Below are 25893 nucleotides of genomic sequence, written 5' to 3' on the forward strand. Positions count from 1 at the left end.
GTCTGGGGCATCCGTCTTGACGGTTCACTCCGGTGCGGACTCACCTGGGTCCGCGCGGCTTTGTTCGCCGGCCGCCAGGCCGGGCGAGGGGAGGCATGGCGTGGTCGAGGCTGGTAGCCCTCAAGAGCCGCTCGTTCCGGTCGCAGACGGCGAGCAGGGTGAGCTGTTCCCCGACTCTTCCCTCCCGGACGAACTCGTCGGTTACCGCGGTCCCGCCGCCTGTCAGATCGCCGGGATCACGTACCGGCAGCTCGACTACTGGGCCAGGACGAAGCTGGTCGCGCCGAGCATCCGCACGGCGCACGGCTCCGGTTCGCAGCGGCTGTACTCGTTCAAGGACATCCTCGTCCTGAAGGTCGTCAAGCGGCTGCTGGACACCGGTGTCTCGTTGCAGAACATCCGGGTCGCCGTCGACCACCTGCGCCTGCGCGGCGTCCGTGACCTCGCGAGGGTCACCCTGTTCTCCGACGGCACCACCGTCTACGAGTGCACCTCGCCCGAAGAGATCGTCGATTTACTGCAGGGTGGTCAGGGCGTTTTCGGCATCGCCGTCAGCGGCGCGATGCAGGAGATCAGCGGCACCATCCACGAATTCCAGGCCGAGCGCGCCGACGGCGGAACGATCGAAACCGTCGCGCCGGACGAGCTCACGCAGCGCCGTAACGCACGTCGCACCGGCTGATCATGAAGCGGCGCGGGCGGCAGGGTAGGCTCACTTCCGCGGTCGACGAATCCGCGCGGGAGAGACCGAGCCGATAACGGCTCGGCGCCGAAGGAGCAAGTCCTCCCCGGAACCTCTCAGGCACCCTGGACCGCGCGGACTAGACGCCTCTGGAAAGTGAGCCGTCAGGTCACCACCTGGCAGCTCCGCCGACGGTGCAAGCCCGACTCAACCCACGGGCGAAACTCTCAGGCGCCCCACGGGGTACGGACAGAGTGGGGAGGGCCAGGACAATCGTCCCGGCCTCACCCCCGCGTCCTGGGAGGTCCCCGATGGAGCCTGTTTCTCTGGCCGCTCTCGAATCCGGAACCCCCTTCGCGGACCGGCACATCGGTCCCGGCCCGGAAGAACTCGCGCGCATCCTCGACGTCGTCGGCGTCGCCTCTCTCGACGAACTGGCCGAGCGCGCCGTTCCCGCATCGCTGCGGGAATCCGCCTCGCCGCCGGAGCTGCCGCCGCCTGCCACCGAGACCGGCGCGCTCGCCGAACTCCGCGCGCTGGCCGCGCGCAACCAGCCGATGATCCAGATGATCGGCCTCGGCTACCACGACACCGTGACCCCGCCGGTGATCCGCCGCAACGTGCTGGAGAGCCCGGCCTGGTACACCGCGTACACGCCGTATCAGCCGGAGATCTCGCAAGGTCGCCTCGAAGCGCTGCTCAACTTCCAGACCATGGTCTCCGACCTGACCGGACTGCCGATCACAGGCGCGTCGATGCTGGACGAGGCGACCGCGGCGGCGGAGGCGATGACGCTCGTCCGCCGGGCGGGCAAGGCGAAATCGAACCGGTTCGTGGTCGACGAGGACACCCTGCCGCAGACGATCGAGGTCTTGCGCACCCGCGCCGAACCGCTCGGCATCGACCTGGTGACCGCGGATCTCTCCCAGGGCATCACCGGACTGGGTCTCGGCGGCGACTTCTTCGGCGTGCTGCTCTCGTATCCCGGTGCTTCCGGCGTCGTCCGCGAATGGGACCACACCATCACCGAGGCCAAGGCGCTGGGCGCGGCCGTGGTGATGGCCGCGGATCCGCTGGCACTGACCCTGCTGCGGCCGCCGGGTGAACTCGGCGCCGACGTCGCCATCGGGTCCACACAGCGGTTCGGCGTGCCGATGGGGTTCGGTGGTCCGCACGCGGCGTACCTCGCCGTGCGCCAGGGGCTCGAACGCCAACTGCCCGGCAGGCTCGTCGGGGTGTCGAAGGACGCCGACGGCGCGCCCGCGTACCGGCTGGCGCTGCAGACCCGCGAGCAGCACATCCGCCGCGAGAAGGCGACCAGCAACATCTGTACCGCGCAGGTGCTCCTGGCGGTCATCGCGTCGATGTACGCGGTGTACCACGGGCCGGAAGGCTTGCGCGCCATCGCGCACCGCGCGCACCGGATGGCCACCGTGCTCGCAGCCGGGCTCGCCGAGAGCGGCGTGGACGTGGTGCACTGCGAATTCTTCGACACCGTCATGGTGGCGGTCCCCGGACGTGCCGCCGGGATCGCTGGCACGGCACGGGAACTCGGCGTCAACCTCCGGCTCGTGGACGCCGACCACGTCGCCATCGCCTGTGACGAGACGACCACTCGCGAGCATCTTTCCCTGGTGTGGAAGGCGTTCGGTGTCTCGGTGTCCGATGTGGACTCACTCGACGCGGACACCGCCGACGGCTTCCCGCCGGATCTGCGCCGCACGAGCGAGTACCTCACGCATCCCGTCTTCCACGCGCACCGCTCGGAAACCGCGCTGCTGCGGTACCTGCGGGCGTTGTCCGACAAGGACGTCGCACTCGACCGGAGCATGATCCCGCTCGGCTCGTGCACGATGAAACTCAACGCCACGGCCGAAATGGAGCCGATCACCTGGCCCGAGTTCGCCGGGCTGCACCCGTTCGCGCCCGCCGAGGACGCGGCCGGGCTGCTCGCCGTCGTGCGCGACCTGGAGCGCTGGCTGGCCGGGATCACCGGCTACGACGCGGTTTCCCTGCAGCCGAACGCGGGCAGCCAGGGCGAGTTCGCCGGTCTGCTGGCCATCCGCGCCTACCACCGCGAACGCGGGAACGAAGCCCGCGACGTCTGCTTGATCCCGTCGAGCGCGCACGGCACGAACGCGGCCAGCGCGGTGATGGCGGGGATGCGCGTGGTCGTGGTGAAATGCGATGACGAAGGCAATATCGACCTCGGCCACCTGAAGTCCACTGTGGACGAGCACGCGGACGACCTCGCCGCGATCATGATCACCTATCCCTCGACGCACGGCGTGTACGAGGACACCGTGCGCGAGGTCTGCGCACTGGTGCACGACGCGGGCGGCCAGGTCTACGTCGACGGGGCGAACCTGAACGCGCTGATCGGGGTCGCGCAGTACGGCAAGTTCGGCGCCGACGTCTCGCATCTCAACCTGCACAAGACCTTCTGCATCCCGCACGGCGGTGGTGGCCCCGGCGTCGGCCCGATCGGCGTCCGCGCGCACCTGGCGCCCTACCTGCCGAACCACCCCCTGCAGCCGGAAGCGGGCCCGGCCACCGGCGTGGGCCCGATCAGCGCCGCGCCGTGGGGCAGCGCGTCGATCCTGCCGATCTCCTGGGCCTACGTCCGGATGATGGGCGCCGAAGGGCTGAAGCGCGCGACGCTGACCGCGGTCGCGAACGCCAACTACGTCGCCAAGCGCCTCGCGAAGCACTATCCGGTGCTGTACTCCGGGCACGAGGGACTCGTGGCGCACGAGTGCATCCTCGACCTCCGCACGCTGACCAAACGGACCGGGGTCACCGTCGACGACGTCGCCAAACGGCTGGCCGACTACGGCCTCCACGCCCCGACGATGTCGTTCCCGGTCGCCGGCACACTCATGGTCGAGCCCACCGAGAGCGAGGACCTCGGCGAGCTCGACCGGTTCTGCGACGCGATGATCGCGATCCGCGGCGAGATCGAGAAGATCGCCGCGGGGGAGTGGCCGGTGGCGCAAAGCCCGCTGCGCAACGCCCCGCACACCGCGCGGTGCCTCGCCGGCGAGTGGGATCGCCCGTACAGCAGGGAGATCGCCGTCTTCCCGGCAGGCTTCACCGCCACGAAGATCTGGCCTCCGGTGCGGCGGATCGACGGCGCCGCGGGTGACCGCAACCTCGTCTGCTCCTGCCCGCCGCCGGAAGCCTTCGCGTAGGCGTCAGCCGGGCATCTTGTCGAGAAAGCCCAGCACCTGCTTGATCCGGCCGTCCTCGACGGTGATGACGTCGAAGCCGATCGCCAGCGGCTCCTCCGCGCCGGGAGCGCCGAGGTACCACTGGAATCGTGCGATGTCGTGATGCGCGTCGGGTGCGGCGGGCAGGCTGAACGTCAGCCCGGCGAACTGGGCCTGCGCGCCGGCGATGAAGCCGTCGACACCGTCGTGACCGGTGACCGCGCCCAGCGGGTCGGTGTAGGCGGCGTCCTCGGTGAAGACCTCGGCGACGAGCGCACGGCGCTTTTCGGCGTCCGTCTCGTTCCACACGGCGATGTACTGCTCGGCGACGCGCCGGATGTCCGACATGGTGTCTCCTTGGTGCGTTGTGGGGTGACCGGATGACGCAACTCTGTCGGGCGAGAATGGGTCCCGTCGATTACGCGAGAGGTAATGGCGGCCCGGCGCGCGCGGTGCGTAGGTTCGTGATCGTGACGACCACATTGACGGCGAACCGCGCGGGCCGCCCCGTCGGCCAGCTCCTGCGGGAATGGCGCGATCGCCGCCGGATCAGCCAGCTCGACCTCGCCATCTCCGCCGAGATCTCGACCAGGCACCTGAGTTTCGTGGAGACCGGGCGCTCCAAGCCCAGCCGCGACATGGTGCTGCGGCTGGGCGAACATCTGGAGGTGCCCTTGCGGGAACGCAATCAGCTGCTCCTCGCGGCGGGCTACGCGCCCGCCTATCCGGAGAGCGGCCTCGGCGACCCGGAACTGGCCGCGGTCCGCCAGGCGGTCCGGCAGCTGCTGACGAGTCACGAGCCGTACCCGGCCGCCGTCGTCGATCGCGGGTGGAACCTGGTCGACGCCAACGCGAGCGTGTCGATCATGACCGACCTGGTGTCGCCCACCCTGATGACGCCGCCGGTCAACGTGCTCCGGCTGACCCTGCATTCGGAGGGAATGGCGCCGTACGTGCTCAATCTGGGGGAGTGGCGGGCCCATCTGCTCGGCAGGCTGCGGCGCCAGGTGACCCAGACGGCGGATCCGGCCCTGACAGAACTGCTGGAGGAACTCCTCACCTATCCGTGTGAAGACGCCGTTCCCGAGGTGGAGGTCCCCGGGCCGGGCGACATCTTCGTCCCGCTGCGGCTCCGGCACGAAGGCGTGGATCTCACATTCTTCAGCACGGTTTCCACCTTCGGGACGCCGTTGGACATCACCGTCGCCGAGCTGGTGATCGAATCCTTCTTCCCGGCCGACCCGGACACGGCCGAGTATCTGCGCGCGCACGCGCGGCGCGGGATGGAATGATGCGGCAGGAAGTCCAGTCACCGACTCGGAGTGAGGATTCTTCATCCATGGCCGTGCCTTCCGTCGTCCTGAACAACGAGGTAGCCATCCCCCAACTCGGTTTCGGTGTCTGGCAGGTGCCCGCGGGCGATACGGCCAAGGTCGTCCGGACCGCGATCGAGGCCGGATACCGCGGCATCGACACCGCCGCGTCCTCCCGCAACGAAGCCGGTGTCGGCGAGGCGATCCGCTCGGCGGGCGTGCCCCGCGACGAACTGTTCATCACCACGAAGCTGCCGAATTCGGCCCACGGGTACGACGAGGCGCTTCGCGCGTTCGACGCCAGCCTGGCGGAACTGGGCCTGGACCGGGTCGACCTGTACCTGATCCACTGGCCGATGCCGACCCGCGGCAAGTACGTGGAAACCTGGCGAGCGCTGGAAAAGCTCTACGCGGACGGCCGGGTTCGGGCCATCGGGGTGTCGAACTTCCACGAGCCGCATCTGCGGCGGCTGTTCGACGAGACGGGGATCGTGCCGTCGGTCAACCAGGTCGAGCTGCATCCCCGGTTGCAGCAGAAGGCGCTGCGGGAGTTCCACGCCGAGAACGGCATCGTCACCGAGGCGTGGAGTCCGCTCGCGCGAGGGTCGCTCCTGTCGGACGCGACGCTGACCGCCCTCGCGGCGAAATACGGCAAGAGCCCGGCACAGCTGGTGCTGCGCTGGCATCTGCAGCTCGGCACCGTGGCTATCCCGAAATCCGTGACACCGTCCCGGATCCGCGAGAACTTCGACGTGTTCGACTTCGAACTCGCCGAAGACGATCTGGCCGCCCTCGCCGAATTCGACGACGGCATCCGCATCGGCCCCGACCCGGACACTTTCGACCTTGTTTAGCACCAGGCCTTTCCCTCAAGAGACTGGGAGGAGACATTGATGGGTCCGTTCGATGTGCCGCTGGAGGACGAGCGCACGCAGCTCGAGGCGTTCATCGAGGACTATCGCACCGCTCTCGAGGCGACGCTCGACGGTCTCACCGAGCAGCAGGCCCGCCGACGGCTCGTCCCGTCGGCGACGACGCCGCTCGGGCTGCTCAAGCACGTGACCTGGATGCAGCGGGTGTGGTTCGAGGAGTGCGTGGGTGGCACGCCGCGTAAGGAACTCGGCCTGGTGCCGGATCCGGAGGAGTCCTTCCGGCTTTCCGGCGACGACACCATCGCCTCGGTCACCGCGGCATACCGGGAAGCCTGCGCCACGGCCCGGACGACGGTCAAGGACCTGCCCTTGGACACCGTCGTGACCGGTCACCGGACCGGACCGCGCACGCTTCACTGGGTGTACCTGCAAGTGCTGCGGGAGCTGGCCCACCATTGCGGGCACGCCGACATCCTGCGTGAACAGCTTCTCGCCGACTGAGCCCCGGAAGTACGTGAAGGCCCCCTTCACTGCGTCTGGCGCAATGAAGGGGGCCTTCACGTACTTCTGCGTGCGACCTCAGGTGGCCTTGATGCCCGCGGCGGCGAAGTCGGCCTGCTGGGCGGGCTGCTGCAGGAACTGCCGGAACATCTGAGAGGCGCGCATCTGGACCTCGTCGATGGTCTTGCCGGCGAGCCCGACGAGCGGGTAGTCGGCCGAACGCGCCGTCGCGACCGACTCGGCGGGCGAGCCGATCAGTTCGGGCTTGGCGGTGTTCAGCTCGGTCACCCAGTAGGACGACTCGGGGATCCAGGCGACGGGAAGTCCGCCGATGGCGTCCAGGTTCGTCCGCCCGACGAGGCCGTCGAGCACGGCCGCCGAGGGTAGCGCGTCGATCTGGATGATCACGCAGTGGTCGCGGACCACGGTCGCGGCGTTGTTCCAGCGGTCGGCCGCCGCGCGGAGCGGCTTTTCGATGCTGGGGGTGACGACGACCCGCATCGGGGTGTCACCGGCGCTGCAGCCCTTGGCCTGGGCTTCGGCACGGGTGTTGAGCTCTCCGTCCGCCCAGTTCCAGCCGAAGACTCCGATCGCGACCAGGACCACCAGGACCAGGCAGGCGATGGGCCACTTGGCGATCCTTCGCCGCGGTGCCTTCTTCCCCACGATCCGGTGCGAGCCAGTCGCCTCACTGCGGCCCTGGGGGCGCTTCGGCGGGTCGAGGGGGTGCGGTACCGGCTCTTCGGCAACGCTGTGTCGCCCCATCGTTGTCCTTTCGAAACGTGCGCGCTCGCGCTGCGTATGCAATCAAACCGTTATCACTCTAACAGGGGAAGATGTTACGGGGAACGCGGCAACTCACAGTTGTTTTCCGCGTGTCGCGGGGACCCTCTTTACCTCGGCCAGAAGTCGTTCGCAATGCGCTATCAGGTGTTCACGCAGAGGCGCGGCGCGGCGGGCGAAAGCGGCCTGGGCGCGGGCGTACTCCGCCCTGCCCTCCGGGGTCTCGATCCGGACCGGCGAGTACCCGAACGAGGCGAGATCGTACGGGCTGGCGCGCATGTCCAGCTCCCGGATGTCCGCCGCCAGCTCGAAGCAGTCCCCGACCAGCTCGGCGGGCACGAACGGGTCGAGTTTGTAGGCCCATTTGAACAGGTCCATGTTGGCGTGCAGGCAGCCAGGCTGCTCGAACTCGAGCTGGTTCTCCCGCGCCGGCCGCAGCGTGTTGCGCGGCCGCGCGGGCTCGGTGAAGAACCGGAAGGCGTCGAAATGTCCGCACCGGATCTCCAGGGACTCGACGACACCGTCCGTTCCGGCCGAACCGAGCCGGAGCGGCAGTTGTGAGTGACGAACCTCATTCGCCGTTTCCCGGTAAACCATTGCCCATTCGTGAAGCCCGAAACAACTGAGTCTCGGTGCACGGGAAGCGGTGGCGGAAAGCAGCCCGAGAACGAATTCGGCGGTTTTGGCCCGGCCCGCGGTGAAACCCGCCGGATCCAGCATGACGCCGTCCGGCGTCTCGACGTAGCCCTTCCGCTCCAGGAACCGGTGCGCGGCCCGGCCTTCGAGGACGACGCCCGGCCCCGGCTGCCAGCGTTCGAGATGGCCGGGCCGGTGCGAGTAGTAGGTGAAGAGGAAGTCGAGCACCGGATGCTTCTCGCCCCGCGAGCGGCGGCGCTGGTGCGGTGTCGTCCAGTGCCGCATCCGGGTCATATGGTCGTCCTCCCGACCCAGCCAGACGGGCTCCGGCAGGACGATCGGGCCGGTCATGACATGACGTGGGTACCGTCGCGGACGGTTCCCACGTATTCCTCGACGAGGTCTTCCAGCGTGACGACGCCGACGGCCTGCCCGGCCGGGCTGAGCGCCCGCGCCAGGTGACTGCCTTCCTTGCGCATCGCCGACAACGCCTCGTCCAGGCGGGCGTCGGCGCGCAGTTCGGTCAGCGCGCGGGTCTTGTTCGACGGCACCACGGTCGTCGGGGACTTGCCCACGAGGTCGAGGATGTCCTTGACGTGGATATAGCCGGTCAGCGTCCCGTCGTCGGTGCACACCGGGAAGCGGGAGAAGCCGGTCGAGGACACCGCGCGCTCGACGTCGCCCAGGGTGGGCGAGCAGGGCAGCGTGGTCAGCTGCGCCGTCGGGACCAGCACGTCGGCCACCGTCTTCTCCACCGACGACAGCGTCTTGCTCAGCCGCTGGTGCTCGGACTGCTCCAGCAGGCCCTCCCGCCGCGACTCGCTGAGCAGTTCGGCGAGTTCGTCGGAGGTGTAGGCGGTTTCGAGTTCGTCCTTCGGCTCGACTTTGAACAACCGCAGCAGCGAGTTCGCCACGAAGTTCAGCAGCCAGATGAACGGGTTGGCGAGCTTCACCCAGGCCACGTGTGCCGGGACCAGCCACAGCGCCAGGCGCTCCGGCTCGGCGATCGCGAGGTTCTTCGGCACCATCTCGCCGATGAGGACGTGCAGGATGGTGATGAACGCCAGCGCGATCGCGAACGAGATCGGATGCAGCAGCACGTCGGGAATCCCGAGCAGCTCGAAGAAACCGGCCAGCTGATGCGCGATGGCGGGCTCGCCGAGGCGTCCGAGCAGCAGCGAGCAGATGGTGATGCCGAGCTGTGCGCCCGCGAGCATCAGCGAGACGTTCTTGCTCGCGTTGATGACGATCCGGGCGCGGGTCTTTCCCTGCTCCAGCAAGGCTTCGAGCCTGTCCCGCCGCGACGAGATCAGGGTGAACTCGGCGCCGACGAAGAACGCGTTGGCCAGCAACAGGACCACGACGAGGAAGATGTTGAACCAGTCGCTCATCGGGCGGGCTCCTGCTCGGCGGGCGCGGTGGCTTCGACGCGGCGGACCTCGACCTCGGCGATCCGCAGCCGGTCCATTTTGGTCACGGTGAGCCGCCAGCCGTCGAGGTCGGTGGCGTCACCGGGGGAGGGGATGCGGCCGAGCCGCTCGAGGATCAGCCCGGCGATGGTTTCGTAGTCGCCGTCGGGCATCCGGAACCCGGTCTCGGTGCTGACCTCGTCGGCGCGGAGCTGCCCGGACACAAGCCAGTTGTCGGCGCCGACCTGCTGCGAGGACGGCGCTTCGCGCTCGTCGTGCTCATCACGGACGTCGCCGATGATCTCCTCGACGACGTCTTCGAGCGTCACCAGTCCCGCGGTGCCGCCGTACTCGTCGACGACGATCGCGAGCTGGAACCGGGAGTCGCGCAGCCGGGTGAGCAGCGAGTCGCCCGGCAGGGACTCGGGAACGGTCGGGATCGGCCGCATGACCGAGCCGATCCGCACCGTGGCGCGCTGCGTGGCGGGCACGGTGAAGGCCTGCTTGATGTGGACGGCGCCTTGCACGTCGTCGAGATCCTCGGTGTAGACCGGGAAACGCGAGAAGCCGGTGCGCCGCGAGATCTCGATGAGGTCGGCGATCGTGTCGTCGACGGTCAGCGATTCGAGCTGGACGCGTGGCGTCATCAGCTCGTCCGCGGTCCGCTCGCCGAAGCGCAGCGACTTGTCCAGCAGTTCGGCCGTCGACGTGTCGAGCGTGCCGCTTTCCGCGCTGGAGCGGACGATCGAGCCGAGCTCCTGTGGCGAACGGGCCGAACGCAGTTCCTCCTGCGGTTCGACACCGAACTTGCGGACCAGGAAGTTGGCGCTGTTGTTCATCAGGGTGATGAGCCAGCGGAACAGCGACGAAAACCGCGAGTGGTACCCCGCGACGGCGCGCGCGGTCTGCAACGGCCGGGCGATCGCGAGGTTCTTCGGCATCATCTCGCCGAGGATCATCGACAGCGAGGTCGCCAGGATCAGCGCGACCGCCAGCGAGGCCCCGTCCGCGAACCCCTCGGAGAACCCGACGGCGGTGAACAGTGGGTGCAGCAGGTCACCGATCACCGGTTCCGCGAGATAACCGGTGATCAGCGTGGTGATGGTGATCGCCACCTGCGCGCCGGAGAGCTGGAACGAGAGCGTGCGGTGCGCCTTCTGCACCGTAAGCGCGCGGCGGTCGCCGACCTGGCGGACGTTCGCGTCGATCGTGCTGCGCTCGAGCGCGGTGAGCGAGAACTCGGCGGCGACGGCGAGTCCGGTGCCGATGGTCAGCAGGAGGAAGAGGAGAATGCCGAGAACGGCGAGCAGGACTTCCATCATTTCCTGCCGCGGGAGCCGGCGGGAAAGTCCTCGGAACAGCCGGGTGTGCCACCCGGCTCGATACTGTCACCAGGTGACTGCGCGTCGCGCACGAAAAGAGTCACTCCTCGATCGGAAACCAACAGATACCGCCGCTGTACTGCGGCGATGGGACAATCTTAACGTGTTCCGCCGACCGCGGGGGCGCGGTGCCGTCGCACACTCTCCTCGACCAGGTCGAGGACCGGGCCGAGATCGTCTCCGGGCAAGCCCATCGCGAGGTGGGAGACGAGTCCTTCGAGGACGAGTTCGAGATAGGCGGTCAGGACGTCGACATCGACGTCGTCGCGCAGGATCCCGGCGTCGCGCTGGCGCAGCAGACGGCGGCGGGTCGCGGCCGTCAGCTGATGGGAGCGCTCGGCCCAGCGGGCGCGGAACTCGGGGTCGGTGCGCAGCCGCCGCGAGACCTCCAGCCGCGTGCCAAGCCAGTCGGCGGGGTGCTCACTGCGGTTCGACAGCAGATCGCGCATCACCTGGACGAGACCCTGTTCGGCGACCACGTCGGCCATGCGGACCGCGTCGTCCTCGGCGAGTGCCAGGAAGAGGGACTCCTTGTCGCGGAAGTGGTGAAAGATGGCACCGCGGGAAAGTCCGGTGGCTTCCTCCAGCCGCCGGACGGTGGCACCCTCGTAGCCGTACCGCGCGAAGCACACGCGGGAGCCGTCGAGGATCTGGCGCCGGCGTGCGTCGAGGTGGTCCTGGCTGACGCGTGGCATCCTCGAATCCTGTCACCGAGAACCCGGGTAAAGCAATCCGTACGTACGTACTGTGACCAGTTCCCGGGATCTTCGCCCGACAGGGGGAACCGCTCGGTTTCGACACGCGTCCGACCAGTAGCGCGGATCGGCTGACACGTCGTCCGCCACTTGGCTACGCTTTGTCCGTCACGATGCGTGAATGCTGAGGGGAAGGTGCCGGGCGTGAACATCATCGGCGATGCCGCGAGCGCGATCAAGGCCGTCTGGGGTGACCTCACCACGCCGCCGGAGCCGACCGTTTACGGCGGTGGAGGCGGCGGGGGCGGCGGCTTCGAGATGAGCCCCGAGGAGCTGAAGACCGTCATCGGGTTGTGGCAGGACGAGCTGGAGAAGGTCGTAAAAGACGGCGACAAGATCGACGAAATCCTGGCCGACCTGATGCCTCCGGGCCAGGACGAGGCCAGTGCCAGCTATGTGAACTCCGGTCTCGACTCCTTGCTGTCCCTGCAGAAGCAGAACGACTCGATGAGGACCTACATCGAGGGTTACATCGAGAAGCTGGAGATCGCCCGCACGAAGACCATGGCGACCGACCAGGCCAACACCCTGCGCACGACCTGAGGATGCCGAACGTGTTGAGGAATCGCGTCGCCGCGGCGACGCTCGTGCTCGTTTCTGTCGCGGTCGCGGGCTGCTCGGGAGAGAATCCCGGGACGCCATCGCCCAGCACTGGGACGGCTTCGTCGTCGGCCGCACCGCAGGACCCGAACGTCCCGAAGGTGGCGACTCCGCTGGACGCTTCGGCGTACGTCGGTGACGCGTGCAAGCTGCTCCCGGCTGCCACTGCCGCGGAATTGGGGTTCACACAGCCCGGCGAACCGGGGAACGAGACCAATAACCCCAGTTGCAGCTGGGGGATCCGCGGTAAGGCCGACAGCTTGCTGATCATCCTCGGTAGCGGAAACCGCGAAAAAGGCATGGGTGGCCTGGCCGGTCTGCACAAGGCCAAGGAAGCCGGGCAACTGAGGTTCCTGGAGCCCGGCCCCGAGGTTGACGGCTATCCGACCGTTTATTACGGAGTCCAGGACAGGCGAGCCGGCGGCAACTGCGACCTCGCGGTCGGCGTCGCCGACGATCTGGCGATCAGCACCCTCGCCAAGGGCTTCGACAACGAACAGGATTCATGTGGGACCGCGCAGAAACTCGCGTCGGCCGTGATCAAGTCACTCCAGGGGGCATGAGGGTGGACGGCAAGCAGATCTACGAGAACTTCACTCAGGGCGACACCCGCAACCTGCGTTCGGCGGCCGATCGCATCGCCGACCTGTCGGACGCCTATGTCGAACGCGGCATGGCCATCAAGTCGCTGCAGACGCGGATGGCGTCCTCCTGGACGGGGTCCGGCGCCGACGCGGCGAATGCCGGTGCGGGCCCGCTCGAGCAGGCTTTCAAGGAGACGGCGGACCCGCTGTTCACCACGAAGGCTTCGGTCACCACGCAGGCCGACAGCTTCGACGATTCGGGCTCGTCCGTCGTCCCGGTGCCGGACAAGCCGGAGAAGCCGAACCCGTGGACCACCGGCCTCAAGGGCGCGATCCCCATCGCGGGGCCGTTCATGGTCAACAACGACATCAAGAACTACCAAGAGGGCGTCGCGAAGCACGAGGCGGCGAACCAGAACAACGTCCGCGTGATGGAGCAGTACGACTCGGTCACCAGCAGCACGAGTTCCAGCCTGCCGACCGACTACGGCGTGCTGAAGAACGACGGCGCGAACGTCAGTGTGAAGGTCGATGACGGGCCCCCGCCGATCAAGCCGCCGCCGTACATCCCGGTGAAGCCCGGCCGGACCGGTGAAGGGGACGACGACGACAACGACGGCACCGACACCAGCGGCACGGACAGGAATGGCACGGACGACAACGGCGCCGACCGGAACCAGAATCAGAACCAGAACAAGCCGGGGGTCGGTGAAGACCGGCAGGTGAACCCGAGGGACCGGCCCGGCAGCGACACCGGCATCACGACGCCGACGAGGAAGCCGGGGATCGGCGACACGACGCTCCCGTCCGGTGGCGGCCGGGGGAAGCCAGGGCAGACCACCGAGCTCCCGGGCAAGAACACGGGACGCGGCACCGGCGACCTCGAAGACGTCGTCGGTCTCACCAACGGGCTCGGCCAGAACTACAACCCCGGCAGCACCGGGCAGAACCCGCCCGGAAGCTCTGGAGGCCGCAACATTCCCGGGCCCAACAGTGCGGCGGGCAGGCTCCTCGGCGGTGAGGGTGGCACTGGCGGCCGCGCGGGTGGACCGGGTGGGCCGGGTGGCATTGGTTCCGGTGGTCTCGGTGCCGGCAAGGGCACCGGCGTCGGCGGTATGGGCAGCGGCATGCCGGGCGCCGGGTTGCCCGATGGCCGCGGCGCGGGTGGCGGCCGTGGCCTCGGTGGGGGTCAGATGGGCCCGATGGGCGCCGGCGGCAGGCGCGGCGAAGGTGACGAGGACGACGAGCACCAGCGTCCCGACTACCTGATCGAGGCCGACCCTGACGCGATCTTCGGCACCGACCAGCGGACCAGCCCGCCGGTCATCGGCGAGTAGCGGATGACCGTCAGAACGGGCCGGGTGGACATCCCGGTCGAAGCCTTGGCGGTGCTCGCCGAACGCGAACGCGTCGGCGACCTGCACATCACGCTGCGCCCCGAACCGCGGTGGCTGTCCAGGACGGCGCGCGCGGAGGCGGACAAGCGAGTGGAAGCCGCCTTGGCGCAGGCCGGGCTGCTGGACTCGAGCGGTCGCGCGTCGGTCGACTTCCTGGACTGGCTACCGGTCCTCACGAAGCCGGCGATCGAGTACTACGGCTGGGTGAACACCGGCGGCGAGACCTACGGCGTGCTCGCCGCTTCGCTGGGACTGCAGGCGGTGCTGGCCGTGGCGTCCGGCGACTGGGTCGGACTGCAGGAGATCGACCGGCGGCGCCTGCCCGAAACGCTGATCGAACAGTTGCCGCCCGTCCCCGCGGGCGGCGGCAGGCTGCGCACGGTCCGGGCTTACGAACTCGAAGAGGCGGCACGGCGTGGCCCGGACACGCATTCCCTGCCGCCGGTGATCGCGGACATCGTCAGCCTGGTGCAGCGGCCGGTCGAGGGAAGCGGAGAGCTCTACGTCGGCAAGCGGGACGAAGTCGGCAGGCACGTCGCGGTCGAGGATCCGCTGCACTTCGCGGACACCGACTGGGGCCGGTACCTGAGCTACACGACGGGGCGGGGCAACGACGCGGTGGTCCACATCGGACCCGCCGGTCCACCGGAACTGGCGGACGCGCTTCGGAACGTGGCCTCGACTCTGGGCGGTTAGCCGCGGCTAGTACATGAGCGCGCCGGTGCGAGGTCGGTACAGGTGGTCGTGAGTGGCGATTCGGGTTAGAACACGAATCGCCACTCACGACCAACCCAGCCCACTCCTCACCGGAAGTCTCACCTCCTTCGCGGCCGAAAACCCCGCGCACCCGAGCGTCCATCCAGGCTATTGTGACAGCGCTGTTGTATTTCGGGCCGGGTCTGGGAGGACGAGAACGTGACAAGGTTGTATCCGGAAATCGAACCGTACGACCGCGGGATGCTCGACGTCGGCGACGGGCACCTCGTGTACTGGGAGGCCTGCGGGAATCCCGACGGCAAACCCGCCGTCACGGTGCACGGCGGTCCGGGCACCGGCTGCAGTACGGGTCTGCGCCGCTACTTCGACCCGGCCAAGTACCGCGTCGTGCTGTTCGATCAGCGCGGCTGTGGCCGGAGCACGCCGCACGCGAGTGCTCCCGACGCCGACCTCTCCACCAACACCACCGACCACCTGATCGCCGACATGGAGAAGCTCCGCGAACATCTGGCCATCGAGAAATGGCTGCTCTTCGGCGGTTCGTGGGGGTCGGTGCTCGCGCTGGTCTACGCCGAGCGGTATCCGGACCGGGTGTCCGAGATGGTCCTGATGGGCTTGGCCACCGGACGACGAAGCGAGACCGATCTGCTCACCCGGGGCCTTGGCGGCATCTTTCCCGAAGCGTGGGCCAAGTTCCGTGACGGCGTACCCGAAGCGGACCGCGACGGTGATCTGGCGGCGGCCTACTACAAGTTGCTCATGGACCCGGATCCGGCGGTGCACCAGAAGGCGGCCGCCGCTTGGTGTGACTGGGAGGACGCGATCGTCCCGACTTCCCCGCCGTACAAGAGTTTCGAGTCGCCCGAGTTCCGGCTGGCCTTCGCCAGGCTGGTCACGCACTACTGGAGTCAAGGCTCCTTTTTGGACGAAGGCGTGGTGCTGCGGGAGGCCAAGACGTTGGCCCACATCCCGGCCGTCCTGGCCGAAGGAAGTCTCGATCTGGGCAACCTCATCGGCACCCCCTGGGAGCTGGCGCACGCTTGGCCGGGCAGTGAACTGGTGATCATCGACGAGGTCGGCCACAGCACCCAGGACGAGCCCATGCGCGAGGTCCTCATCGCCGCCACCGATCGCTTCGCCGCCTGACCATGAACGCGCGTGAAGGCCCTCTTCCCTCGACTGGTCACTCAAAACCAGGGCCGAGGGAAGAGGGCCTTCACGCGCGTGACGTCAGGGAATGACCAGCATCGGTTCGGACTCCGGGGTGGTGGCGTCCGAACGGGTGGTTTCGGCGAGCCGGAGGCCGGTGGTGCGCGGGGCGATGCGGTCGAGGTTCCACGAACTCAGCAGCAGCGCCACCTTGGCCCGCATCTCGGTCCGCAACCGCAGGAACGAATCGGCCGGGTCGGCGCCGACCTCGCCGAGCAGGAGCCACCACGCCCACGCGGCGGCACCGGCGTTGGCGACGAAGTCCGGGATCACCGGGATTCCGCGAGCCGCCAGGCCCGCTTCGGCGTCGGGGGTGGTCGCCGCGTTGGCCGCCTCGATGACGACCTTCGCCTTGACAGACCCCTGGTTCCCGGCGCGCAGCGCGTAGGAGATCGCCGCCGGGACGAGGATGTCGGCCTCCGTCGCGACGATCTCGTCACGGGGCAGCAGCCGGACGTCCGACGGCAGCCGGCTCCGGTCGATCTCGCCGTAGGAGTCACGCAGGTCCAGCAGCGCCGGGATGTCGAGGCCTCCCGGCCGGTACAGCGTGCCTGCCGCGTCGGCGACCGCGACGACTCGCATCCCGGCTTCGTGCAGGTACCAGGCCGCGCCACCGCCCATGGTGCCGATGCCCTGCACGGCGACGGTGGTCTTCTCGACCGGCCACTCCCACGCGTCGGCGACCCCGAGGCAGGCCTGTGCGACGCCATAACCGCCGATGACGTCGCCGAGCAGCAGCCCGCCGGGGACCGGGGTGCTCAACCCGGCCTGCACACGGCGGAGGGTGTGCGCCGGATCGGCCGAACGGCGGATCGCGGCGTGGTACGACTGCTCGAGCCCGAGCTTCGCGAACACCTCGTCGATCAAGTGCTGCGGCACGCCGAGGTCTTCGGCGGTCACCCAGTGGTTGTCGATCCACGGCCGCAGGAACGCGCAGAACCGTTCCAGGACACCGAAAGCGCGGTCGTCCTTCGGATCGAAGTCGATACCGCCCTTGGCCCCGCCGACCGGCAGGCCGAAGGTCGCGGTCTTGTTCGCCATCCCTCGCGCCAGGTCCTCGACCTCGGACATCGTGCAGCCCGCGCGCATCCGGGTCCCGCCGGTCGCGATGCCGGAGACCAGGCTGTGCACGACGAGGTAGCCGGTGGCACCGGTGACGGGGTCGGTCCAGATGAGCCTCATCAGCGGTTCGGCGTTCCTCGCGGCCATGCGGCCACCTCCTTCGGGGGTTCGGGGTCGTCCTGCGCCACTCCCGAGGGTGCGCCCCGGTGGGGGCGGGCGTCCATTTACCGAATCTGAACGATGGTGTGCAGAGAAACTGGTGTAACGCGTCATCCGGCGTCCGCGACCGCGCCCGTTTACGTTGGGGACATGGAGCTTTCGTTGCACCGCCTGCGGATGCTCCGCGAGCTGAGCAGGCGCGGCACCGTCACGGCGGCCGCGGCGTCACTGCATTACACCGCGTCGGCGGTGTCGCAGCAGCTGGCTCAGCTGGAGCGGGACGTGGGCGCGAAGCTGTTCGAGCGATTCGGCAGACGGGTGCAGCTGACCGAACTGGGGTTACTGCTGACAGAGCACGCCGAGGAGATTCTGGGCTCGGTCGAGCGGGCGACGCTGGCGCTGGAGGAGGCGCAGACGACCGTTTCGGTGCGTCTCATGGCCGGCGTGTGGGCCTCGGTCGCTTCCGGGCTTCTGCCGCACGCGCTGGCGGCGCTCGCGGGCGAACATCCGGGGATCCAGGTCCGGACCCGTGAGCTGGCGCCCGAGGACACCGCCGACGCCGTCCGTGACGGGGAACTGGACCTGTCGTTCGTGATCGACTACTCCGACGCGCCGATGCCGTGGGACGCCGGTCTGGAGCGCGCGGTGATCGCGGTGGAACGGCTGCATGCCGCGGTGCCCGCCGGTGCCGTCCCCGCGGGCAGCGCGTCGCTGCTCGAGTTGGCCGAGCACCCGTGGATCCTCGCCAGCCCGAAAAGTCACTTCGGCCGGGCGGTGCGCACCGCCTGTCATCGGCACGGGTTCGAGCCCAAGATCAACCACGAGGTGGAAGAGCAGTCGACGGCGATGGCGATGGTCCGGGCGGGCCTCGGGATAACCCTCGTCTCGGACCTCGGGCTCGGTCTCCGGCCCCCGGGGATCGACGTTGTCGCGTTGACCACACCGTTGCTTCGAACGGTTTCGATCGCTTACCGGACGACGTCGTCGCGACGACCGGCCCTGCAGCTGGTGATCGAGGCGGTCCGCAACGCCGCCGCGTCGCTGGGCCTGGGCACGGAGCCCGCTTTGCCCTGATCTGTCCGTCCTGGATAGTGGTCCGGGAAGCTTGCCCGGCAAGAACCGACCTGAATTTGTCGGACCCCGCGTGTAGCGTCCGAAGTCGAGTTTTCCCGAATATCGGACAACCGACTGGACGGCGGAAAGATGACTACTGTTCATGATTTCCCCGAGAAGTCCGGGAGCGCGTCGAACGCGACGGCGAAGGTCCTGTCGGACCGCGCCGAAGGTGAGGCGTATGTGGCTTCCGTGTGCTTCAAGCACGGGCCACCGAGACTTCTCGGCGTAGAGCTGGAATTCACCGTGCACTACGCCGACGAGCCCGCCCGGCCTCTCGATCCCGACGATCTCGCCACCGCGCTCGGCCCGCACACCCCGCGGACCTTGCGCCCCGACAGCCCCGCCCTCCCGCTTCCGGCAGGTTCCCCGTTGAGCCTCGAGCCCGGATGTCAGGTGGAGATCTCCGCTCAACCCCAGACCACGCTGCGCCAACTGGACGCCGTCGTCTCGGCCGATCTGGCCCACCTCGAAACCCTTCTCGCCACCCGAGGCCTGTACCTGGGCGACACCGGGATCGACAGGCATCGCGCCCCGGTCCGCAAACTGGGCACCCCCCGCTACGCCGCCATGGAACGCCGCTTCGCCCCGATGGGTGACGGTGGCGCGACGATGATGTGCAGCACCGCGGGCCTGCAGGTGTGCGTGGACACCGGCGAAGCGGGCGATCTCGCCACGCGCTGGGCCGCCGTCCACGCGCTCGGGCCGCCCCTGCTGGCCACCTTCGCCAATTCCCGGGTCCACGCCGGACGCGACACCGGCCACGCGTCCGCGCGTTGGCTGGCCGTGATGGACACCGAGAAGTGCCGCACCCGCTCGGCGGAGCCGTCGAGCGATCCGGCGAGGGAGTGGGCACGCCGCAGCTTGGACACCCCGCTGATGGTGCTGCCCGGTCGCGACGGCGGGTGGGACGCGCCCGATTCCCTGACCTTCGCCGACTGGATCGACGGTCGGGATGCGGGTGCCGGGCTCGGCAAGCCCACCGAGGACGACCTGGCCTATCACCTGACGACCTTCTTCACCCCGGTTCGTCCACAGGGGTACCTGGAGATCCGCTATCTGGACGCCCAGCCGGCCGCCAGGTGGCTGCATCCGGTCGCCCTGCTGGCCGCGCTGCTCGCGCGCCCGTCCACGGTGGACAAGGTGCTCGAACTGTGCGAACCGGTCATGGGCAAATGGGAGTGCGCGGCCCGGTTCGGCCTCGCCGACCAGGTGATCGCCGCCGTCGCCGCCGAGGTGGTCGACCTCGGCTGTGCCGAACTCGGCATGACCGGTCTGCCGCCGGAGACCATCAACGGGATCAGCGAGGGCGTGCAGTCCCTCGTCCACGGTTCGAGGAGCCACCAGTCATGAGCGTGGAAAGCACCGAGACCAACCCGCTTCGCGCGCTGAGCCCGCAAGACCTGCGCGCCCACGCGGCCGAGGCGCTCACCAGGGCCCGCGAGCGCAGCGTCGCGCTGACCGACGTCGACGACGAGGACCTGGTCCGCCAGCATTCGAAACTGATGTCGCCGCTGGTCTGGGATCTGGCCCATATCGGCAGCCAGGAGGAACTCTGGCTGGTCCGCGACGTCGGCGGCCGTGAGGCGCTGCGTCCGGACATCGACGACATCTACGACGCGTTCCAGCACGCCCGCGCGGATCGCCCGGAGCTGCCGTTGCTGGGGCCGGAAGAAGCCCGCAAGTACGTCCGCGAGGTCCGCGAGAAAACCTTCGACGTCCTGGAAAACGTTCCGCTGCAAGGCAGGCGCCTCACCGAGGACGCTTTCGCCTTCGGCATGATCACCCAGCACGAGCAGCAGCACGACGAGACGATGCTGGCCACCCACCAGCTCCGCAAGGGCGATCCGGTGCTGCACGCGCCCGCACCGCCGCCGTCGCGGACCGGGCGGTTGCCCGCCGAGGTCCTCGTTCCCGGTGGTTCCTTCACGATGGGCACCTCGGCCGAACCGTGGGCGTTGGACAACGAGCGCCCGGCACACGAGGTCGCGGTGGAGGCGTTCTTCATCGACACCACACCGGTCACCTGCGAGGCGTACACCGAGTTCCTCGACTCCGGGGGTTATCAGGACCCGAGGTGGTGGAGCGAGCGCGGCTGGGCCTATCGCAGCGAGCACGGCATCGACGCGCCGCGCTTCTGGAAACGGGAGCCCGACGGCTGGTGGCGCACGCGATTCGGGGTCTACGAGAAGGTGCCCGCCGCGGAACCCGTGGTCCACGTTTCCTTCTACGAGGCCGAGGCGTACGCCGCTTGGGCGGGCAGGCGGCTGCCCACCGAACCGGAATGGGAGAAGGCCGCCCGGTTCGATCCGGCGACCGGCCGTTCGCGCCGGTTCCCTTGGGGCGACGAGGAACCCACCCCCGACCACGCCAATCTCGGGCAGCGGCATCTGCGGCCCGCGGAGGTGGGCGCGTACCCGGCGGGTGCGTCGCCGCTGGGCGTGCACCAGCTGATCGGGGACGTCTGGGAGTGGACCAGCAGCGGGTTCGAGGCGTATCCGGGCTTCGCCGCGTTCCCGTACAAGGAGTACTCCGAGGTGTTCTTCGGCGGGGACTACCGGATTCTGCGCGGCGGTTCGTTCGGCACGGACGCGGCGGCCATCCGCGGCACGTTCCGCAACTGGGACCACCCGATCCGGCGGCAGATCTTCTCGGGCTTCCGTTGTGCCCGGGACGTGCGGCGGGATGAGGTGGCCTGAGCGGCATGTGCCGTCATCTCGCGTATCTCGGCGAGCCGCGTTCGCCCGCCGACGTGCTCTTCCACGCCCCTCATTCGTTGCTCGTGCAGTCCTATGCCCCGGCCGACATGCGGGGCGGCGGTTCGGTCAACGCGGACGGCTACGGCCTCGGCTGGTACGCCGAGGGCCCGGAGCCGCTGCGACTGCGCCGGTCCACTCCCTTGTGGACGGACGGGGACCTGCCCGCGCTGGCCGGGTCGGTGCGATCGCACGCCTTCATGGCGGCGGTCCGCAACGGCACGACGGGGATGCCGGTGGTCGAGGCGGCCAACGCGCCCTTCACCGGCGGTCCGTTCCTCTTCAGCCATAACGGACTGGTCAAGGGCTGGCCGGAGTCGATGGCCGAATTGGCCGCGAAACTGCCGGTCACCCGGCTGTTGACCCTCGAAGCGACGACCGATTCGGTGCTGCTGTGGGCTTTGCTGCGTGAGCGGCTCGAAGCGGGTGAAGACCCGCTGGGGGCCATCAGGTGGCTGACCACCGCTGTCGAGGAGACGGGGCCGGGTTCCCGGCTCAACCTCCTGCTGACCGACGGCAGGACGCTCATCGGCACGGCCTGGACGCATTCCCTGTCCTATCGCGACGTCGGCGGGGGTGTCGTCGTCGCTTCAGAACCGTGTGACGACGCCGGATGGACGCCCGTTCCCGACCGTCACGCCGTCCGGGTCACCGGGGAAGGCGTGGAGATCATCGCACTCGAAGAAAACACCACCCTCGAAGCCGATCGGAGCCCTGAGGCACGATGACCGAACTGGACCTCGACGTACACCACAGCGAATCGGACATCACCGAACAGCTGCGCGCGGACGTCCGTGCCGGCTTGGGGGCGGACCGGAAGTGGTTGTCGCCCAAGTGGTTCTACGACGCGCGCGGCAGCGAACTGTTCGAGAAGATCACCGCGCTGCCCGAGTACTACCCGACCCGCAGCGAACGGGAGGTACTCGCCGCGCGCGGTGGGGAGATCGCGGAAAGCACCGGCGCGCACACGCTGGTCGAACTCGGTTCCGGGTCGAGTGAGAAGACCCGGCTTCTGCTCGACGCGCTCACGAGCCACGGCACGCTGAAGGAGTTCGTGCCGCTCGACGTCTCCGAAACCGCGCTCGCCGAAGCAGCGGAGGCCATCACGGCCGACTATCCGTCCCTCGACGTCCGCGGCGTGGTCGGGGACTTCACCCGGCATCTCGACCTGCTGCCGGGGGATCGGCCGCGGCTGGTGGTCTTCCTCGGCGGCACGATCGGCAACTTCCTGCCCGCCGACCGCGCCACCTTCCTGCGCTCGGTCCGCGAGGTGCTGGGCGAGGGGGAGTGGCTCCTCCTCGGGACGGACCTGGTGAAGGACCGGGAAACGCTGGAAAACGCCTACGACGACGCGGCCGGGGTCACCGCCGAGTTCAACCGCAACATGCTCCACGTGATCAACGACGGCCTCGGCGCGAACTTCGATCCTGCCGCCTTCGACCACGTCTCGTATTGGGACGAGGAGAACGAATGGATCGAAATGCGCCTGCGCGCCCGTGAGTCCTTGACCGTCGACATCCCGGGCGCCGACCTGCAGGTGAAGTTCGACGAAGGCGAATACGTCCGCACCGAGATCTCCGCGAAGTTCCGGCGGGAGGGAATCGCCGCCGAACTGGCCGAAGCCGGCTTCGCGGTGGAGAAATGGTGGACGGACTCGGCATCACGGTTCGGGGTGAGCCTGGCAAGATCTGTGCGTGGCTAACCCTCTTACGTTCCTCGCTCGCGCGCTCGGCACGAAACCGTGGCTGATGAAGCTCGCGGGCGGGATCATCTGGGTGGACAAGAAACTCCACCGCCTGTTCAAGGGGAAGGTGAGCCTGGTCGCGCTGGCCGGGCTCCCTTCCCTGCGGCTGACCACGACAGGCCGCAAGAGCGGGCTGCCTCGCGCCACCAACCTGTTGTACTTCCCGCACGGGGAGGACTTCGTGCTCGTTGGGTCCAATTGGGGGAGGCCGAACGATCCCGCGTGGACGCACAATCTGCGCTCGAATCCGGACGCGGTCGTGGCCTTGGCCGGTAAGGAGTTCCCGGTCAGGGCCAGGGAACTCCTCGGAGACGAGTACGACGCGATGTGGAAGCTCCTGCTGGAGTTCTGGCCGGGCTACTCCATGGAGGAGCAAGCCGCTCGCCGGGTGTTACCGATTTTCGAGTTGAAGACCACCACACGATAGGTACGCACCATCCTTTCGGCCGGTGACGGGGTCACCCGCTTGTGCGAGGCTCCCTTGGTGTTACGCGCCGTGACGTCGACGGCGCATCGTGCGACGTGATCCGTTACGTCGCCAGGCGAGGGAGGAGTCGTTTTGCCGAGATCCACAAGGAGGCCGGTGCGCGGTTTCGCACTGGTAGGGGCACTCGTGGCAGGCGCCGCGCTGACCGGGACGCCCGGAACCGCGGTCGCCGCCCAGGACGCCGGGACCTCCGCCGCCCAGGTCGGCGCGACGGCGCCGGTGAACTGGGGTGCCTGCACGGCGGACCAGATCCGCGGTGTTCCCGCCGACCAGGCGAAATTCTACAGCTGCGCAAGGTATCGCGTGCCGATCGACCACGACAACGCGGCGCTCGGCACCATCGACATCGCGATGCTGAAGCGCGCCGCGAAGACGCCCGGCAAGAAGGTCGGCTCGCTGTTCCTCAACCCGGGTGGCCCCGGTGGCTCCGGGTTCCGGATGCCGATCGGCGCGGCGAACTACTTCCAGCCGCAGGTGCTGGACCGGTTCGACCTGATCGGGTTCGACCCGCGTGGCGTCGGCGCCAGCAACCCGCTCAAATGCTTCACCACGCAGGAAGACGCGAACGACGTCTTCGGCGCACAAGTCCCCGTGCCGCTGTCGCGGCAAGAGATCTCCGGCACCTTGGCCGCGTACCGCGACTACGGCCAGTTCTGCAAGAACAACGCCGGCGCACTGCTGAACCACATGTCCACCAAGGACGTCGTGCGCGACCTCGACAAGATGCGGGCCGCCGTCGGTGACCAGAAGCTGACCTTCGTCGGCTTCTCGTACGGGACCCTGATCGGGTCGACGTACACGTCGATGTTCCCGAAGCAGAGCCGGGCGATCGTCATCGACGGCAACGTCGACCCGGCACTGCGCACCAGCGATGGCGTGCAGTACGACCGCGAGCGCGCTCGCGGGTTCGAGATCGCGCTGGACGCCTTCCTGCGCAAGTGCGCGCAGGTCGGGCCGAAGTGCTCGTTCAGCGCGGGCACGCCGCGGGAGAAGTTCGACGAGATCCGCGACTACCTGCGCCGGCAGCCGATCAAGCTGCCGGACGGCAGCAGCTACGACATCAACGCGTTCACCAGCACGGTCGCCGGGGTGCTGTACTCGCCGACGTCGTTCCCCCCGCTGGCCGACGACCTGCAGGCGCTGTACAACGTCGTCCACCCGCCGTCGGCCCAGACGCAGACGGCGCAGGCCGTAGAGCTGAAGGTGCTGCGGTCGGGCGCGAACGGGCGTGCCGACGCGAACCCGGACAGCCCGTACGTGGGCGACGACTCCTACTTCGCCGTGAACTGCTCGGACAAGAAGATCACGATCAAACAGGAGAAGGTCCCGGAGATCGCCGCGAAGTGGGAGAAGGAATCGCCCACTTTCGGCCGCTACCAGGCCTTCGCGGACATCGCGGGCTGCCCGGTGTGGCCGGCGAAGAAGCCGGACGTCTATCGCGGCCCGTGGCAGGCCAAGACCGACACCCCGGTGCTGGTCATCGGCAACTACTACGACCCGGCGACCCAGTATCTGTTCTCGAAGCGGATGGCCGACCAGCTCGGCAACGCCCGGCTGCTGTCGGTCGACGCCTTCGGGCACTGCATCCTGGGTGACTCGCTCGGGGTGGACAAGGCGACGGCCGACTACCTGATCGATCTGAAGGCCCCGGCCAACGGTCAGGTGTTCCAGCCGAACGTCCAGCCGTTCGAAACCACTGCCTGAACTCAGGCGTAAGTCCGTGAAGGCCTCCTTCCCTACTCTCAAGGTAGGGAAGGAGGCCTTCACGGACTTCTGGGCTGCGGGATACGATCCGCGAGGCCTTCGTCTCACGGTACTGAGGACGAGTGAACGTCGTGGTAGCCTCCGAAGGTTGATCAACACCGTTCGAGTACGAAAGCGAGGTGAGCGGCACATGCCGGAAGACAGTTCTGGATCGACCGGAAACGGACGCCGTTCACCCCTGTGCGCGGTGCGCTGACTTTCTCCGGTCTCCTTTCCCTGTCTGGCTTTGTGTGCGCACGCCAGAAAAGAGCCGGAATCATGAACACCTTCGAAATGCTGCTCAGGGTCGGCACCGGCGTCGGCCTCGGTGCGGTCATCGGCATCGAGCGTCAGTACCGTGCCCGGATGGCCGGTCTCCGCACCAACGCCCTCGTCGCCGTCGGCGCCACCCTCTTCGTTCTGTTGTCCGCCCACGGTTTCGGCGGACTGAACACCAGCGGGGACGCCGACCCGACGCGGGTGGCCGCCCAGATCGTCTCCGGCATCGGATTCCTCGGCGCCGGCGTGATCCTGCGGGACGGGATGAACGTGCGCGGGCTGAACACCGCCGCCACGCTGTGGTGCTCCGCGGCCGTCGGTTCCCTTGCGGGAGCGGGGCTTTACGTCGTCGCGCTCGCCGGAACCGTGGTGATCGTCGGGGTCAACGTGCTCCTGCGCCCGCTGGGCCGGGTGGTGGACCGCCGTCCGGAGCACCGGGAAGAGTGCGCTCGTGAGTGATTCGGGTCGTTAGAACGACCCGAATCACTCACGAGCCGCCCA

Annotated in this window: 25 protein-coding genes and 1 riboswitch; of the genes, 18 read left to right on the forward strand and 7 right to left on the reverse strand. The window is 68.4% G+C overall.

Annotated features, from left to right (window positions below; all coding sequences use genetic code 11):
• The first annotated feature begins 100 nt into the window (after nt 1–100).
• Both ACZ54P_RS15300 and gcvP read left to right on the forward strand, forming a co-directional pair.
• Nucleotides 101–682 carry a MerR family transcriptional regulator gene (locus tag ACZ54P_RS15300; RefSeq protein ID WP_465462155.1) on the forward strand — a complete coding sequence of 194 codons (582 nt, stop codon included), beginning with the start codon at nt 101–103 and terminating at the stop codon, nt 680–682.
• 46 nt (nt 683–728) lie between these two features.
• A riboswitch (glycine riboswitch) is annotated at nt 729–825 on the forward strand.
• A gap of 168 nt (nt 826–993) precedes the next feature.
• Nucleotides 994–3873 carry an aminomethyl-transferring glycine dehydrogenase gene (gene gcvP / locus ACZ54P_RS15305; protein WP_465462156.1) on the forward strand — a complete coding sequence of 960 codons (2880 nt, stop codon included), beginning with the start codon at nt 994–996 and terminating at the stop codon, nt 3871–3873.
• Between the two features lie 3 nt (nt 3874–3876).
• Here the strand turns inward: gcvP and ACZ54P_RS15310 are convergent, their stop codons facing one another.
• Nucleotides 3877–4239: a nuclear transport factor 2 family protein gene (locus ACZ54P_RS15310; protein ID WP_465462157.1), complete on the reverse strand. Its 363-nt coding sequence runs from the start codon at nt 4237–4239 to the stop codon at nt 3877–3879.
• Between the two features lie 116 nt (nt 4240–4355).
• Between ACZ54P_RS15310 and ACZ54P_RS15315 the strand changes: the two genes are divergently transcribed.
• The 3 genes from ACZ54P_RS15315 to ACZ54P_RS15325 are packed head-to-tail and all read left to right on the forward strand — an operon-like array spanning nt 4356 to nt 6577.
• Nucleotides 4356–5183, forward strand: a complete 828-nt coding sequence (locus tag ACZ54P_RS15315) for a helix-turn-helix domain-containing protein (RefSeq protein ID WP_465462158.1) — start codon at nt 4356–4358, stop codon at nt 5181–5183.
• A 47-nt stretch (nt 5184–5230) separates the two neighbouring features.
• On the forward strand, nt 5231–6058 hold the full coding sequence (locus ACZ54P_RS15320; protein ID WP_465462159.1) for an aldo/keto reductase: 828 nt from the start codon (nt 5231–5233) through the stop codon (nt 6056–6058).
• Between the two features lie 39 nt (nt 6059–6097).
• A complete protein-coding gene (locus tag ACZ54P_RS15325) occupies nt 6098–6577 on the forward strand; it encodes a DinB family protein (protein ID WP_465462160.1) in 480 nt (159 codons plus the stop codon).
• A 78-nt stretch (nt 6578–6655) separates the two neighbouring features.
• Here the strand turns inward: ACZ54P_RS15325 and ACZ54P_RS15330 are convergent, their stop codons facing one another.
• The 5 genes from ACZ54P_RS15330 to ACZ54P_RS15350 form a co-directional block, all read right to left on the reverse strand.
• On the reverse strand, nt 6656–7342 hold the full coding sequence (locus tag ACZ54P_RS15330; RefSeq protein WP_465462161.1) for a hypothetical protein: 687 nt from the start codon (nt 7340–7342) through the stop codon (nt 6656–6658).
• A 93-nt stretch (nt 7343–7435) separates the two neighbouring features.
• Nucleotides 7436–8347 (reverse strand): 3-methyladenine DNA glycosylase, encoded by a 912-nt coding sequence (locus ACZ54P_RS15335; protein ID WP_465462162.1) that lies wholly within the window; start codon nt 8345–8347, stop codon nt 7436–7438.
• Nucleotides 8344–9387, reverse strand: a complete 1044-nt coding sequence (locus ACZ54P_RS15340) for a hemolysin family protein (protein ID WP_465462163.1) — start codon at nt 9385–9387, stop codon at nt 8344–8346. Before ACZ54P_RS15340 ends, ACZ54P_RS15335 begins: the two co-directional genes overlap by 4 nt.
• Nucleotides 9384–10727, reverse strand: coding sequence for a hemolysin family protein (locus ACZ54P_RS15345; protein WP_465462164.1), 1344 nt, complete (start codon nt 10725–10727; stop codon nt 9384–9386). Before ACZ54P_RS15345 ends, ACZ54P_RS15340 begins: the two co-directional genes overlap by 4 nt.
• A 158-nt stretch (nt 10728–10885) precedes the next feature.
• A complete protein-coding gene (locus ACZ54P_RS15350; RefSeq protein WP_465462165.1) occupies nt 10886–11482 on the reverse strand; it encodes a TetR/AcrR family transcriptional regulator in 597 nt (198 codons plus the stop codon).
• A 204-nt stretch (nt 11483–11686) separates the two neighbouring features.
• Between ACZ54P_RS15350 and ACZ54P_RS15355 the strand changes: the two genes are divergently transcribed.
• The 5 genes from ACZ54P_RS15355 (at nt 11687) to pip (ending at nt 15986) form a co-directional block, all read left to right on the forward strand.
• On the forward strand, nt 11687–12085 hold the full coding sequence (locus ACZ54P_RS15355; protein ID WP_465462166.1) for a hypothetical protein: 399 nt from the start codon (nt 11687–11689) through the stop codon (nt 12083–12085).
• Between the two features lie 2 nt (nt 12086–12087).
• The gene (locus tag ACZ54P_RS15360; RefSeq protein ID WP_465462167.1) at nt 12088–12705 is read left to right on the forward strand and encodes a DUF3558 domain-containing protein; all 618 of its coding nucleotides are present in this window, start codon (nt 12088–12090) and stop codon (nt 12703–12705) included.
• The gene (locus ACZ54P_RS15365; RefSeq protein WP_465462168.1) at nt 12702–14063 is read left to right on the forward strand and encodes a hypothetical protein; all 1362 of its coding nucleotides are present in this window, start codon (nt 12702–12704) and stop codon (nt 14061–14063) included. The genes ACZ54P_RS15360 and ACZ54P_RS15365 overlap by 4 nt, the downstream gene beginning before the upstream one ends.
• A 24-nt stretch (nt 14064–14087) precedes the next feature.
• On the forward strand, nt 14088–14819 hold the full coding sequence (locus ACZ54P_RS15370) for an ESX secretion-associated protein EspG (RefSeq protein WP_465462346.1): 732 nt from the start codon (nt 14088–14090) through the stop codon (nt 14817–14819).
• Between the two features lie 219 nt (nt 14820–15038).
• Complete coding sequence (gene pip / locus ACZ54P_RS15375) at nt 15039–15986, forward strand: prolyl aminopeptidase (RefSeq protein WP_465462169.1); 948 nt, start codon at nt 15039–15041, stop codon at nt 15984–15986.
• An 84-nt stretch (nt 15987–16070) separates the two neighbouring features.
• Here the strand turns inward: pip and ACZ54P_RS15380 are convergent, their stop codons facing one another.
• Entirely contained in the window at nt 16071–17258 is a 1188-nt protein-coding gene (locus ACZ54P_RS15380) for a Glu/Leu/Phe/Val dehydrogenase dimerization domain-containing protein (protein ID WP_465462170.1), read from the reverse strand.
• 162 nt (nt 17259–17420) lie between these two features.
• Here ACZ54P_RS15380 and ACZ54P_RS15385 point away from each other — a divergent pair, with 162 nt between their 5' ends.
• The 8 genes from ACZ54P_RS15385 to ACZ54P_RS15420 all read left to right on the forward strand — a co-directional run bounded on the left by ACZ54P_RS15385 (nt 17421) and on the right by ACZ54P_RS15420 (nt 25851).
• On the forward strand, nt 17421–18344 hold the full coding sequence (locus ACZ54P_RS15385) for a LysR family transcriptional regulator (RefSeq protein ID WP_465462171.1): 924 nt from the start codon (nt 17421–17423) through the stop codon (nt 18342–18344).
• Between the two features lie 129 nt (nt 18345–18473).
• A complete protein-coding gene (locus ACZ54P_RS15390; RefSeq protein ID WP_465462172.1) occupies nt 18474–19736 on the forward strand; it encodes a glutamate-cysteine ligase family protein in 1263 nt (420 codons plus the stop codon).
• Entirely contained in the window at nt 19733–21082 is a 1350-nt protein-coding gene (gene egtB / locus ACZ54P_RS15395) for an ergothioneine biosynthesis protein EgtB (RefSeq protein WP_465462173.1), read from the forward strand. Before ACZ54P_RS15390 ends, egtB begins: the two co-directional genes overlap by 4 nt.
• A 5-nt stretch (nt 21083–21087) precedes the next feature.
• Nucleotides 21088–21867, forward strand: a complete 780-nt coding sequence (gene egtC / locus ACZ54P_RS15400; RefSeq protein ID WP_465462174.1) for an ergothioneine biosynthesis protein EgtC — start codon at nt 21088–21090, stop codon at nt 21865–21867.
• The gene (egtD, locus tag ACZ54P_RS15405; protein ID WP_465462175.1) at nt 21864–22841 is read left to right on the forward strand and encodes an L-histidine N(alpha)-methyltransferase; all 978 of its coding nucleotides are present in this window, start codon (nt 21864–21866) and stop codon (nt 22839–22841) included. Before egtC ends, egtD begins: the two co-directional genes overlap by 4 nt.
• A 46-nt stretch (nt 22842–22887) precedes the next feature.
• The gene (locus ACZ54P_RS15410; RefSeq protein WP_465462347.1) at nt 22888–23310 is read left to right on the forward strand and encodes a nitroreductase family deazaflavin-dependent oxidoreductase; all 423 of its coding nucleotides are present in this window, start codon (nt 22888–22890) and stop codon (nt 23308–23310) included.
• 156 nt (nt 23311–23466) lie between these two features.
• Nucleotides 23467–25074 carry an alpha/beta hydrolase gene (locus ACZ54P_RS15415; RefSeq protein WP_465462176.1) on the forward strand — a complete coding sequence of 536 codons (1608 nt, stop codon included), beginning with the start codon at nt 23467–23469 and terminating at the stop codon, nt 25072–25074.
• Between the two features lie 318 nt (nt 25075–25392).
• Complete coding sequence (locus ACZ54P_RS15420; RefSeq protein ID WP_465462177.1) at nt 25393–25851, forward strand: MgtC/SapB family protein; 459 nt, start codon at nt 25393–25395, stop codon at nt 25849–25851.
• The last annotated feature ends 42 nt before the right edge of the window (nt 25852–25893 follow it).

The sequence above is a fragment of the Amycolatopsis sp. NPDC034160 genome, assembly GCF_055575355.1.